General features: G+C 72.0%; 10 protein-coding genes. 1 reads left to right on the forward strand and 9 read right to left on the reverse strand.

Going from position 1 to position 12,893, the window contains the following annotated elements:
* Nucleotides 1-417 precede the first annotated feature (417 nt).
* Complete coding sequence (locus tag OUQ99_RS26260; protein WP_267946455.1) at nucleotides 418-3,066, forward strand: S8 family serine peptidase; 2,649 nt, start codon at nucleotides 418-420, stop codon at nucleotides 3,064-3,066.
* 190 nt (nucleotides 3,067-3,256) lie between these two features.
* Here the strand turns inward: OUQ99_RS26260 and smc are convergent, their stop codons facing one another.
* The 9 genes from smc to rsmD form a co-directional block, all read right to left on the reverse strand.
* The gene (gene smc / locus OUQ99_RS26265) at nucleotides 3,257-6,802 is read right to left on the reverse strand and encodes a chromosome segregation protein SMC (protein ID WP_267946456.1); all 3,546 of its coding nucleotides are present in this window, start codon (nucleotides 6,800-6,802) and stop codon (nucleotides 3,257-3,259) included.
* A 366-nt stretch (nucleotides 6,803-7,168) separates the two neighbouring features.
* On the reverse strand, nucleotides 7,169-7,360 hold the full coding sequence (locus OUQ99_RS26270; RefSeq protein WP_267946457.1) for a hypothetical protein: 192 nt from the start codon (nucleotides 7,358-7,360) through the stop codon (nucleotides 7,169-7,171).
* A 366-nt stretch (nucleotides 7,361-7,726) separates the two neighbouring features.
* Nucleotides 7,727-7,987: an acylphosphatase gene (locus OUQ99_RS26275; RefSeq protein ID WP_267950509.1), complete on the reverse strand. Its 261-nt coding sequence runs from the start codon at nucleotides 7,985-7,987 to the stop codon at nucleotides 7,727-7,729.
* Nucleotides 7,988-8,171: 184 nt separating this feature from the next.
* Complete coding sequence (gene mutM / locus OUQ99_RS26280) at nucleotides 8,172-9,026, reverse strand: bifunctional DNA-formamidopyrimidine glycosylase/DNA-(apurinic or apyrimidinic site) lyase (protein ID WP_267946458.1); 855 nt, start codon at nucleotides 9,024-9,026, stop codon at nucleotides 8,172-8,174.
* A gap of 7 nt (nucleotides 9,027-9,033) precedes the next feature.
* Entirely contained in the window at nucleotides 9,034-9,789 is a 756-nt protein-coding gene (gene rnc / locus OUQ99_RS26285; RefSeq protein ID WP_267946459.1) for a ribonuclease III, read from the reverse strand.
* 387 nt (nucleotides 9,790-10,176) lie between these two features.
* Nucleotides 10,177-10,353, reverse strand: coding sequence for a 50S ribosomal protein L32 (gene rpmF, locus OUQ99_RS26290; RefSeq protein ID WP_121187691.1), 177 nt, complete (start codon nucleotides 10,351-10,353; stop codon nucleotides 10,177-10,179).
* Between the two features lie 133 nt (nucleotides 10,354-10,486).
* A complete protein-coding gene (locus OUQ99_RS26295) occupies nucleotides 10,487-11,035 on the reverse strand; it encodes a YceD family protein (protein ID WP_267946460.1) in 549 nt (182 codons plus the stop codon).
* Nucleotides 11,036-11,328: 293 nt separating this feature from the next.
* On the reverse strand, nucleotides 11,329-11,820 hold the full coding sequence (gene coaD, locus OUQ99_RS26300) for a pantetheine-phosphate adenylyltransferase (protein WP_267946461.1): 492 nt from the start codon (nucleotides 11,818-11,820) through the stop codon (nucleotides 11,329-11,331).
* Nucleotides 11,821-12,192: 372 nt separating this feature from the next.
* Complete coding sequence (gene rsmD, locus OUQ99_RS26305; protein WP_267946462.1) at nucleotides 12,193-12,774, reverse strand: 16S rRNA (guanine(966)-N(2))-methyltransferase RsmD; 582 nt, start codon at nucleotides 12,772-12,774, stop codon at nucleotides 12,193-12,195.
* Nucleotides 12,775-12,893: the final 119 nt, after the last annotated feature.

Below are 12,893 nucleotides of genomic sequence, written 5' to 3' on the forward strand. Positions count from 1 at the left end.
GACGTCCCCAGCCTACTCGCGTCCCCCCGGCTCCTCGCTGGCGGGCCGGTGGCCGCCCCGGCCTGCGTCTTCCCCGCATCTGCCCCGCACGGACAGGGGCCTGCGCAGGGCGACGGAACTCCGTACCAGAATTCCTTTTATACCAATACGCGGGAAAAGTGAATTCATGTCCGTTTATGAACCCCTCGCGAAACATCAACCCCTAGTGCAACTTGGCTCCACCATGTGGCCATATTGAGTCTTCGCGAACATTGACACTTTCATGGCACACGGCAATGATCTCGTTGCTATGCGCGCCGATCAAACGAACAAGGACATGAAGCGGCGTATCCCCCTGAGCACCACATATGTCCTTAGTGGGGTATTCCGCTCCCCCGGTGTCCAGCGGCGTGCACCGAGAAGGGATGTGTTGACAAGGTGGTACCCCACCGATCACGCCTGGCGGCGCTCGCCGGGTTGACACTCGTGGCGGGCCTCGCCGCCTCCACACCGGCGAACGCCGACGAGGTCTCCGAACTCGCCCCCCTCCATCCCGCGCCCTCCTCCGAGAACGGTGAACTGACCCACCAGGCCAACGGCCTGTGGTTCATCGAGCTCGAGAGCCCGCCCACCACCGAGGGCACCTCCCCGGCGACGGTGGACGGCGAGCACGAGGACTTCCGGGCCGAGGCCGAGGAACACGGCCTGGAGTACACCGAACGGCACTCGTTCAGCGAGCTGTGGAACGGCCTCTCCGTCCGCATGGACGACACACAGGTCGGCACCGCGCGGGAGATCCCCGGCGTGAGCGCCATCCACCCCGTCCTCACCTACCGGATCCCCGAGACCGGCGAGAACGTCCCCGACCTGGACACCGCGCTCCCCATGACGGGGTCCGACATCGCCCAGAACGAACTCGGGCTGACGGGCGAGGGGCTCCGGGTGGCCATCATGGACACCGGCGTCGACTACACCCACCCCGACCTGGGCGGGGGCGGGTTCCCCAACGACCGCGTGGTCGTCGGGCACGACTTCGTGGGCGACGACTTCAACGCCGGCGACCCCGCGTCCGTCCCCGTCCCCGACGACGACCCCCAGGACTGCAACGGGCACGGCACGCACGTCGCCGGGATCGTCGGCGCCGAGGGAGGGGTCACCGGTGTGGCGCCCGCCGTCGAGTTCGGGGCCTACAAGGTGTTCGGCTGCACGGGGTCCACCACCTCCGACATCATGATCGCCGCCATGGAGCAGGCCCTCGCGGACGACATGGACGTGCTCAACATGAGCATCGGCTCCTCGCACTCCTGGCCCCAGTACCCGACCGCCGTCGCCTCCGACAACCTCGTCGACGAGGGCATGGTCGTCGTCGCCTCCATCGGCAACGAGGGCGCCACCGGCCTGTACTCGGCGGGCGCCCCCGGCCTCGGCGAGGACGTGATCGGCGTCGCCTCCTTCGACAACACGCACATCCAGGCCGCGTCCGTGACCGCCAACCCGAGCGGCGAGGCCCTCGCCTACATGGAGATGGGCGCGGCCGAGCCGCCGCCCGCCTCCGGCGACACCGACGAGCTCGTCCACGTCGGACGGGGCTGCACCGCCCTGGGCGACGAGGTCGCGGACCTGGAGGGCCGGACTGCCCTGATGGTGCGCGGCGAGTGCACCTTCGCCGAGAAGTACGACGCGGCCCTCGACGCCGGCGCCACCGGCGTCGTCATGTACAACAACGTGCCCGGCATGTTCGCCGGCGGCGGCATCGTCGACCGGGGCGCCTTCTCGATCGGTGTCTCCGACGAGGCCGGCGCCCACCTGCTGGAGCTCCTGGAGGGCGACGAGCCCGTCACCCTCACCTGGACGGGCGAGGACATCACCATCCCCAACCCGACCGGCGGGCTGATCAGCTCCTTCAGCTCCTTCGGCCTGGCCGCCGACCTGTCCCTCAAGCCGGACATCGGTGCCCCCGGCGGCCTGATCAACTCCACGTACCCGATGGACCAGGGCGGCTACGCCACCATCAGCGGCACCTCCATGTCGTCGCCGCACGTGGCGGGCGGCGTCGCACTGCTGCTGCAGGCGCGCCCCGACCTGGACTCGCACGAGGTGCGCACCGTCCTCCAGAACAGCGCCGACCCGAAGGCGTGGTGGGGCAACCCCGGCCTGGGCCACCCCGACAACGTGCACCGCCAGGGGGCGGGCATGCTGGACGTCCCCGGCTCCGTGCTCGCCACCACCACCGTGACCCCCGGCAAGCTGTCCCTCGGCGCCACCGGGGAGGCCGTGACCGAGACGGTCACCATCACCAACGACGGTGACGGGGAGGCCACGTACGAGCTCTCCCACGAGGCCGCCCTGGGCACCCACGGCGACACCTTCGCGCCCGGCTACAACGACGGCTCCGCCGAGGTGGCCTTCGACAGCGACTCGGTGACCGTCCCCGCCGGGGGGTCGGCCGAGGTGCGGGTCACCGTCACCCCGCCCGCCCAGGACTTCGAGCAGATGATCTACGGCGGGTACGTCACCGTGTCCGAGACCGGCGGGGAGACCTACCGGGTCCCGTACGCCGCCTACAACGGCGACTACCAGGAGATCGAGGCCATGACCCCGATCAGCGACGGGTCGGGCGTGGTCGCGGACCTGCCGTGGCTGACCAGGATCACGGAGTGCGAGGCCTTCTCCGGCCTGGACTGCGCGAGCGACAGCGGCGGCACGTTCGAGAACCAGCCGGACGGCGCCTCCTACACGATGGAGTGGGTCGACGGCCTTCCCGACGTGCCGTACGTGATCGCGCACTTCGACCACCACGTCACCAGGCTCGACATGGTGGTCATCGACGAGCGCACCGGCCGCCCCGTCCACCCCGACCGCAACGTGGGGGTGTCGGTGGACTACGTGCACCGCAGCGCGACGAGGACGTCGTTCTTCAGCTACCCGTGGGACGGCACTGTCGTGGACAGGCACGGCCGGATCACCGACGTGAGGGACGGCTCCTACCGGCTGGAGGCCCGCGCGCTCAAGGCGCTCGGCGACCCCGACAACCCGGACCACTGGGAGACCTGGACCTCCCCGGTCATCACCATCGACCGCGGGTAGTCCCGCACGCGCCACGGGGCCGTCCTCCCCCCGGGGAGGGCGGCCTCCGCCGTGTCCGGCCCCCGGCCCGCCGGCGCTGACCGGGCCGGGACACGAACGCGGGCACCACGGCGACGACCGCCGTCCGACCGCCCCCGGGCCGCGGGGACGCCACGGGCGGGCGGAGAGGGGTGCGCGGCCGGAACCGGCCTCAGGCCGGGCGCACGAGCTTCTGGCTGATGACCTGCGAGATGCCGTCGCCCTGCATCGTGACGCCGTACAGCGCGTCGGCCGCCTCCATGGTGCGCTTCTGGTGGGTGATGACGATCAGCTGCGACGAGGCGCGCAGCTCCTCGAAGATCACCAGCAGCCGCTGGAGGTTGGTGTCGTCCAGGGCCGCCTCGACCTCGTCCATCACGTAGAACGGCGACGGGCGCGCCTTGAAGATCGCCGCGAGGAACGCCACCGCGGTCAGGGACCGCTCCCCGCCGGACAGCAGGGACAGCCGCTTGACCTTCTTGCCGGGCGGCCGGGCCTCGACCTCGATGCCGGTGGTCAGCATGTCCTCGGGCGAGGTGAGGAGCAGGCGCCCCTCGCCCCCCGGGAACAGGCGGCCGAAGATCGCCGCGAACTCGCGCTCCACGTCCAGGTAGGCGGACGCGAACACCTCCTGCACGCGGGCGTCCACCTCCTGGACGATGTCCATCAGGTCGCGCCGGGTCTTCTTGAGATCCTCCAGCTGCGCGTTGAGGAACGCGTGCCGCTCCTCCAGGGCGGCGAACTCCTCCAGGGCCAGCGGATTGATCTTGCCCAGCTGGTTGAGCTGGCGCTCGGCGGCCTTGGCCCGCTTGGCCTGCACCTCGCGCACGTACGGCAGCGGCACGGCCTCCTCGCCCGCGTCGGCGGGCGGCGGCACGGGCACGCGCGGACCGTACTCGGCGACGAGTGTGGGCACGTCGACGCCCAGCTCCTCCATCGCCCTGGTCTCCAGCTGCTCCAGGCGCAGGCGCCGTTCGGCGCGGGCCACCTCGCCGCTGTGCGCCGAGCTGGTCAGCTTCTCCAGGTCGACGGACAGCTCGCGGACCCGTGCGCGCACGGTCCTCAGCTCGCCGTCGCGCGCCTCCTTCCCGGCCTCGGCGACGGCCCGCTCGTTCTCGGCGGCCGCGAGGGACACGGCGATCCGCTCCAGGGCCAGCCGCGCGCTCTCGGCCACCGCCCGGGCGACGGTGGCCTGCGCGGCGCGGGCCCGCCGGCGCTCGACGGCGCGCTCCATGGCACGCCGCTCCTCGAAGGCCTGGGCGCGCAGCTGCTCGGCGCGCCCGGCGATCGACCGGGCCCGCTCCTCGGCGGTGCGCACCGCCAGGCGGCGCTCCATCTCGGTGGCCCGGGACCGCGAGGCCCGGACGGCGAGCTCGTCGCGGGTCTGCGCGTCGGGGGCGTCCTCCTCGATGGAGGCGGCCACCTCCTCGGCCTCGGCCAGCTCCTCCTCCAGCCGCGCCAGCTTCTCGGCGTTCTCGTCCCTCGCGGCGGAGGACGTGGCCGCGGCGGCCGCGTAGCGCTCGGACTCCGCCTCCGCCGAACGCGCCTGGCCGCCGAGCTTGCCCAGCCTCTGCGCGGACTCGTTGCGCTTGCGGTCGCTCTGGCGGCGGCGGGCGGTGAGCTCGTCGGCCCGGGCGGCCAGATCGGCCCGTTCGCGCTTCTTGGCCTCGAGTTCGGCGGCGATCCGCTTGGCGCTCTCGGTGGCCGCCTCCAACCTCTCCCCCGCCTCGTCCACCGCGGCCTGGACCTCCAGGAGGCTGGGCGCCCCGGCGGAGCCGCCCTGCACCAGCGCCTCGGTGAACAGGTCGCCCTCGGGGGTGACGGCCCGGACCCCGGGCAGGGCGGCGACGAGGGCGCGGGCCGCGTGGACGTCGTCGGCCAGGGCGGTCCGGTCGAGCAGCGCGGTGACGGCTCCCCGGAGGTGGTCCGGGACCACGACGGCGTCGACGGCGTACCGGACGCCGGCGGGCAGTACGGGCCAGGTCTCGCGGGGCGCGGAGGGCACGGCGTCGGCGACGACGACGCCCGCGCGGCCCGCGTCGCGGGCCCGGAGGAGTTCGAGGGCGGCGACGGCCGTGTCGGGGGACTCCACCGCGACGGCTCCCGCGGCCGCGCCGAAGGCCGCCGCGACCGCGGTCTCGTGTCCGGGGTCGACCTGGACGAGTGCGGCGAACCCGCCCAGCATGCCGGGCAGGCCGGAGTCGAGGAGGGGGCCCGCGCCGTCCTTGTGCGCCAGGCCCAGCTCGAGGGCCTCCTTGCGGGCGAAGAGGGCGGAACGCTCGCCCTCGGCGGTGCGCTCGGCGTCGCGGAGCCGGTTGAGGTCGGTGTCGGCCGCGGAGAGCTGACGGGCCGCCAGTTCCTGTGCGGAGTCGAGTTCGGCGTCGCCCTCGTCCAGCCCGGCGGACTCCTCGGCGGCCATCTCGTACTCCGCCTGCGCCTGTCGGGCGCGCTCCGCGGCCTGCCGGGCGGACTCCTCCAGCCTCGTGGTCTCGTCCTCGTCGGAGGACAGCCGGCCGCGCAGGCCCTCCACCCGGGCGGACAGGCGGACGAGGCCCTCACGGCGCTCGGAGGCGGCGCGGGCGGCGGCCTCCAGCCGCTTCTCCTCGCGGTGCAGCGCGTCCTCGGCGGCGGACCGCTCGGTGACGGTGGCCTCCAGGGCCTCGCGGGCCTCCTCCAGCCGGGTGAGCAGCTCCTCCTCCTGGGCGGCGGCCTCCTCGGCCTCCGTCTCCAGTTCCTCGGGGTCGCGGCGGTGGACGGGCTCGTCCGCGACGTCGGCCAGGTTGCGGTGGCGCTCGTCGGCGAGGCCGCGCACGGCGTCGAGCCGCTCGGTGAGGCGGGAGAGCGCGTGGTAGGTCTCGGAGGCCTGGGCGAGGGCGGGCGCGGCCGCGGTGGCCTGGGCCTCCAGCTCGGTCTCGCGCTCCTGTGTCCGGGCGAGGGCCGTCTCCGCCGCCTGGCGCCGGGTGAGGACCTCCTTCTCGTCGGCCTCCTCCTTGGCGAGCTGCTCGGTGAGGGTGACGATGTCGTCGGCCAGCAGGCGCAGGCGCGCGTCGCGCAGGTCGGCCTGGATGACGGCGGCCCTGCGGGCCAGCTCGGCCTGGCGGCCCAGCGGCTTGAGCTGGCGGCGCAGCTCGGCGGTCAGGTCGTTGACGCGGTCGAGGTTGCCCTGCATCGCGTTGAGCTTGCGGATCGCCTTCTCTTTGCGCTTGCGGTGCTTGAGGATGCCGGCCGCCTCCTCGATGAGGGCGCGGCGCTCCTCGGGGCCGGCGTGCAGGACGGTGTCCAGCTGCCCCTGGCCCACGATGACGTGCATCTCGCGGCCGATGCCGGAGTCGCTGAGCAGGTCCTGGATGTCGAGGAGGCGGCAGGTGTCGCCGTTGATGGCGTACTCCGAGCCGCCGTTGCGGAACATGGTCCGCTTGATGGTGACCTCGGTGTAGTCGATGGGCAGGGCGCCGTCGGTGTTGTCGATGGTGAGGCTGACCTCGGCACGGCCCAGCGCCTGGCGGGTGGAGGTGCCCGCGAAGATCACGTCCTCCATCTTGCCGCCGCGCAGGGACTTGGCCCCCTGTTCCCCCATCACCCAGGAGAGCGCGTCAACGACGTTGGACTTGCCCGAGCCGTTGGGACCGACCACACAGGTGATCCCGGGCTCGAAACGCAGGGTGGTGGCCGACGCGAACGACTTGAAGCCGCGCAGCGTCAGATTCTTCAGATACACGCACACCTCCCACGGCGCTCACCTGCCATTCACGGCACGACCATCCAAGGGTGCCACGAAGCGGTGACCGCGGGGGGTGGTTCCGGCCGACGTCCTCCGATGGAATCGGCCGCTGACCTGGGTCGGGGCCGGGATCGGGGGAGGGGGGATGTCCGGCGGACACGGAGGGTTGTGACAGGGTCCGCCGGGTACAACGGTAAAGGAAGCCGCAAGGGAAAGGAAAATCTGCGGCGTGCGGGCTCTCGCCGGACCGTGGTGGCCGACGGGTTCCTCAGGGACGCCTGGATGACGCGTTCGGCGCCCCCGCCGGTGAACGGAACATCCCGGAAACGGTCGGCCTGTCGGCCGGTACGTCGGTGGCGCGGGTCAGGCGAGCGCGGGCTCGCGGTCGGTCGCGCCGGCGGCGACATCGGTGACGGCCATGTTGAGCTGGTCGTTCTGTGCCTGAAGGCGGCTGATCTCGTCCTCGAGGTCGCGTACCCGCTTCTGCAGCCGCCGCATCTCCGAGACCATCCGAGGGTCGGAGCCGCCGACGTGGCCAAACAGAGCCTTCGCCATGATGTAGGTCCTCCACACTGAGTGACCAGTGGATTCTGCGCATGCGATGTCCCGCGGGATTTCCAACTGGAGTTGTCCTCTACGCGGGTGGAAGGTTGCGCGATGTGCCTTCCAGAGTCTCACTCTGCGCGCCGCCGGTCAAGATTGGATTACGACAGTACGTAACGACCACAACCCAGCGAGAGACGATCTGGGCACGTGGTGGCGCACGATTCAAACGTGACGACCCCCGGCTCCGCCGGCGTGTGCGGGCCTCCAGGGGTCCCGCACGATGATCGCCCCACACCCCCCGGAACCCTTGCCACGAGCCCTCTGGGCCGCCGCGGTTCCGCGGTGTGCTCGAATCGCGTTACGCCTCCAGCATACTCACCGCTCGACGAAACCGGTGAACCTGCCCCCAGCCGGAGCCCAACGTTCGACCACGGAGTCCACACGACCGGGTGTACCGCCGCCCCGGAGATGGCCAAGAAGGCGTTCACAGGCATCCCTCGGGCCTTCGGCGACCACCTCGACCCGGCCGTCCTCGAGGTTCGTGGCGGCCCCGGTCAACCCCAGTTCAAGGGCGCGAGCACGCGTCCACCAGCGGAAACCCACTCCTTGGACGTGTCCCCGCACCCAGGCGGTCATCCGCACGGATGCGCTCTCGTTCCCCACGGTCCGACCTGCTTCCTTACCCGACAGACAGAGTTCTCTCACCGACACGCCCAAGGTCCGGCACCGGGACGTCCAGGACTCCGTCAGGAGCACGGCAAGAGTGCTCCCGGAATCCACCGGGTCACCCGCCGGGCCCGTGCCCTGGTCCCGTGTCCCCTCAGGAGCGCGGTCGCGGCCGCTTCTGGCAGCGCGGACAGCTGAACGAGGAGCGGTTCATGAACGCCTCGCGCACGATGGCCGTGCCGCAGCGGCCGCACGGCCGGTCCCTCCGCCCGTAGGCGTTGAGCCCGCGTGAGAAGTAGCCGCTCTCCCCGTTGACGTTGACGTACAGGCCGTCGAAGGTGGTCCCTCCCACCTCCAGCGCCTCGGTCATCACGTCGCGCGCGTGCCCCAGCAGCTCCGTCGCCCGGCCGCCCGACAGGGCCCGCGTGGAGTGCGCCCAGTGCAGGCCGGCCCGCCACAGCGCCTCGTCCGCGTAGATGTTGCCGACGCCGCTGATGAGCGACTGGTCCAGCAGCGCCCGCTTGACCTCGGTGTCCCTCGCGCGCAGCGCCCGCACGAACGCCTCCGGGACGAACGCGGGGTCCAGCGGGTCCAGGGCGATGTGGTCCACGGACGACGGCACGTCGACGCGCTCGCCGGGAACGTCCACCATCACGTGGCCGAAGGTCCGCTGGTCCACGAAGCGCAGTTCGGCGCCGTCCGAGAGGGGCAGGCGCACCCGCAGGTGACGCTCGTCGGGCTTGCCCGCGGGCTGGACCAGCATCTGCCCGCTCATCCCCAGGTGGGCGAGGAGCATCTCGCCGCTGTCCAGGACGAGCCACAGGTACTTCCCGCGCCGGCGTGCCGACGTGGGGACACGGCCCTCCAGACGGGCGGCGAAGTCGGCGGCGCCGGGCTCGTGGCGCCGTACCGACCTGGGGTGCAGGACCTCGACGGCGCCGATGGAACGGCCGACCGCGTGTTCGGCCAGTCCGCGGCGGACGACCTCGACCTCGGGCAGTTCGGGCATGGCCGCCTCAGCCCCGGCCCTCGCCGGAGGTGTTGTCCCCGGCGGTCTCGGCGGCCCGTGCCTCGGACCTGGCCTTGATGGCCTTCCACGCGGACTCGGCGGCCTGCTGCTCGGCCTCCTTCTTGCTGCGGCCCTCGCCCAGGCCGTAGCTCTCCCCCGCGACGCGGACCGTGGCCCGGAAGGTCTTCTGGTGGTCGGGGCCGCTCTCGTCCACGTGGTACTCGGGGACGCCGAGCATCTCGGCCGCGGTGAGCTCCTGGAGGGAGGTCTTCCAGTCCAGGCCCGCCCCCAGCCCGGAGGCGGTGGCGATGAGCGGGTCGAAGAGCCTGTGCACGAACTCCGACGCCACGTCCAGACCCCTGTCCAGGTAGACGGCGCCAATGATGGCCTCGAGGGTGTCGGCGAGGATCGAGGACTTGTCCCGGCCCCCGGTGCCCTCCTCGCCCCGGCCGAGGCGGATGTAGGCGCCGATGCCCAGGCCGCGGGCCACGTCGGCGAGCGCGCGCATGTTGACGACGGCGGCCCGCAGCTTGGCGAGCTGCCCCTCGGGCAGGTCGGGGTGCTTGCGGAAGAGGGTGTCGGTCACCACCAGGCCGAGGACGGAGTCGCCCAGGAACTCCAGGCGCTCGTTGGTCGGCAGCCCGCCCTTCTCGTAGGCGTAGGAGCGGTGGGTCAGGGCCCGGAGCAGGATCTTCGAGTCGACCTCGACCCCGATGGCCCGATGGAAAGCCCGGGCCTCGGAGACGGAGAGTTGGCTAGCCACTCGTTCACTTCCCTGTTCGTACGCGCCGTGGAGCGGCGCGCGGACGGCTGGAGTCGGGTGTGGACCCCGCGGCCCGTCAGGGGTGCTCGAAAACGAGGTGACCGTCGCGGGAGCGTCCGCTCCCCCGGCAACCACCACGAACTCGGGAACCCGAGGGGCCCGGATCTCTGGTGTGGTGCTCGGTGTTCCTGTTGCTTGTCGTCGTGTGCCCGCTGTCTCTGGGATCACTCTACAAACCCCGGCGCCGCGCTGTCTCGCGAGCGCCCGCCCGGTCAGGGCGCCGGCGGCCTCCCCGCCCCGGCAAGCACGACGGGGCGGACCCGTGGAGGGTCCGCCCCGAGATGAGTCGGGAATCGGGTACCGGGACCCGAAGCCTGTCATCCGCGCCTAGGCCGGGTTGATGACCTGGCGGTTGTTGTAGGTGCCGCACGTCGGGCACGCGATGTGGGGCTGCTTCGGGTCACGGCAGCGCGGGCAGTTGACCAGCACCGGGCGCGAAGCCTTCCACTGGGAACGGCGGGTCCGGGTGTTGCTCCGCGACATCTTCCGCTTCGGGACGGCCACTTCAATCCTCCTGGGTCACCCCCGCGCGGTCGCGGGAGGTCGCTTATCTGGTCACCCCGCGCGCTGTGGCGGGGAGGGTGTGCTCCGGTCGTCGCCGGCGCCGACAGGCGCCGTCCGCGATCGGTTCACGAGCTCATCGTTCGCCGGGGTCGTCCGCGAGATCGCGGAGCGCCTCCCAACGGGGGTCGACGTTGTCACCGTGGCCGTGGTCGGGGCCGACCTCGGCGAGTTTGGCCCCGCACTCGGAGCACAGGCCGGGGCAGTCCGGTCCGCACAGCGGTGAGAGTGGGAGCGCCAGCACGACGGCGTCTCGGACCACTGGTTCGAGGTCGAGCAGATCGCCCTCTAGATAGTAGTCCTCATCCTCGTCGGCCGCGTCCTCGTCCGCCCCGGAGACCTTGTCGTCCTCGTCGCCGGGGTAGCGGTACATCTCCTGGAAGCCCGCCTCCATGTCGTCGGACAGGGGGTCGAGGCAGCGCGAGCACTCCGCGGTGAGCTGGCCGCGCACGGTGCCGGTGACGAGGACGCCCTCCATCACCGCCTCCAGCCGCAGGTCCAGCTCGACCTCGCTGCCCTCGGGCACGGCTGCCATCGCCGTCGCGAACGCCTCGGGGACGGTCACGATGCGGTTGACGGTCCGCATCGACCCCGGCTGGCGGCCCAGCTGGCGGGTGTCGACCACGAACGGGTCGCGAGGATCTAGACGAGACAGGGTAATCGCGCTTTCACGAGAAGACGGGTCGCCGGGCGCGCGGAAGGCGTCGTGACGACGGCCGCGACCAGCGCGAGCGCACACCGAGAACCGGCGACGCCCATGGTCAAACCCTGATCCTACCTATCATGTCCCCGACCACCCAAATCAGGCCCCGATCAGCGCTGTGCCAGGGCCTTCCGGAACAGGGTCGGGCGCCGTCCGCGCCGCCGCGGGGCGGGACCGGGACCCGCGCGTGCGGCGGATCCGCGGGCCGGAGCCCCTCAGCCCTGGGAGTCCCTCTTCGCGTACTTCTCCCGCAGGCGGCCCTGGACGTAGGGGGTGACCAGGCTGGAGACGTCGCCCCTGTGCTGGGCGATCTCGCGCACCAGGCTGGAGGACAGGAACGAGTACTGGGGGTTCGCCGTCATGAACACCGTCTCCACACCCGAGAGGCGGTAGTTCATCTGGGCGATCTGGAGCTCGTAGTCGAAATCGCTGACCGAGCGCAGGCTGCGCACGATGGTCTCGATGCCGTTCTCGCGGCAGAAGTCGACGAGGAGGCCGTCGAACTCGCTGATCCGGACGTTGTCGAACTCCGCGGTGCCCTCCTCCAGCATGTCCAGCTTCTCCGGGACGCTGAACAGCCCGCGCTTGTTGACGTTGTTGAGCACGGCGGCGACGACCTCGTCGTACTGCTTGGCCGCCCTGCCGATGATGTCGATATGACCGTAGGTCACCGGGTCGAAGGACCCCGGACAGACGACACGGCGCACGGTGGATCGCCCCTCTCAAGAACTACCTTCGGGTAACGCGATGGTAGGGGCTCACTCCTGCGCCAATCCGGGCAACACCCACTTAGTGTCCGCATTCACGCACGGTCCGGACTCTCGTGCGCTTGTCGCACGACAACCGCCCCGGACTCACCCCCCGCCCCCGGGGACCCCTACCCCGCATGTGCGAAAACAGACACTCTGCCCGCTTTCGACCGGTTCTCGTCGTGGCCGGAGGCGCTCGTGGGGGGCGGACGGGGGTGTGCGGGAACGCACCGGGGAGGGGCGCGGAACCGCGGGGACCGGGGGCGGGGCGCCGCAGGCGGGCGCGGGGGCGTGTGGGTGACGGGCCCTGGAGGAACCGCGCCGCAGGCGTCAGTCGAGGGCGGTGGAGGGTGACGGGCGGGCGTACCAGAGAACCGCCTCCCCGTACCCGCGGCTGCGGTCGAGCTCCAGCCCCGGGGGCCACGCGGGTTCGGCGCCGCGCTTGGAGCGCTCGACGACGACGAGGGCGTCCGGGGTGAGCCAGCCGCGCCCGGCGAGGTCACCGAGGACTCCGGCGACCTCGTCGTCGGTGACGGCGTAGGGCGGGTCGGCCACCACGAGGTCGTAGGGCGCGCCGGGGTTGTCCTGGCCGACGACCCGTTCCACCCGGTCGGACGCCAGGCGCGCTCCGGAGAACCCGAGCACCGCGATGTTGTCCCGGATCACCTGGGCGGCCTTGCGGTCGGCCTCCACCAGCAGCGCGTGGGCGGCGCCGCGGGACAGGGCCTCCAGGCCGATCGCCCCGGAGCCCGCGTACAGGTCCAGGACGCGGAGGCCGTCGAGCGGGCCGAGGTCGGACCGGGCGGAGGAGAACAGCGCCTCGCGGGCGCGGTCGCTGGTGGGGCGGGTGTTGCGGCCGTCGGGCGCGGAGATGCGCCGTCCGCGGGCCGTCCCGGCGATGATGCGGGTCATGCCCCCACGGTAGCGGCCGGGGGCGGCGGGCCGCGGTGCCGACCGGGGGCAGCACGGTGCGGGCGGAGCCGGCGGCCCCCTGATACCACGGTAGGCCGGTCGGCGGGGCCCGCCAGACC

The sequence above is a fragment of the Streptomonospora nanhaiensis genome, from assembly GCF_026642255.1.
Classification (GTDB): Bacteria; Actinomycetota; Actinomycetes; order Streptosporangiales; family Streptosporangiaceae; genus Nocardiopsis; species Nocardiopsis tropica.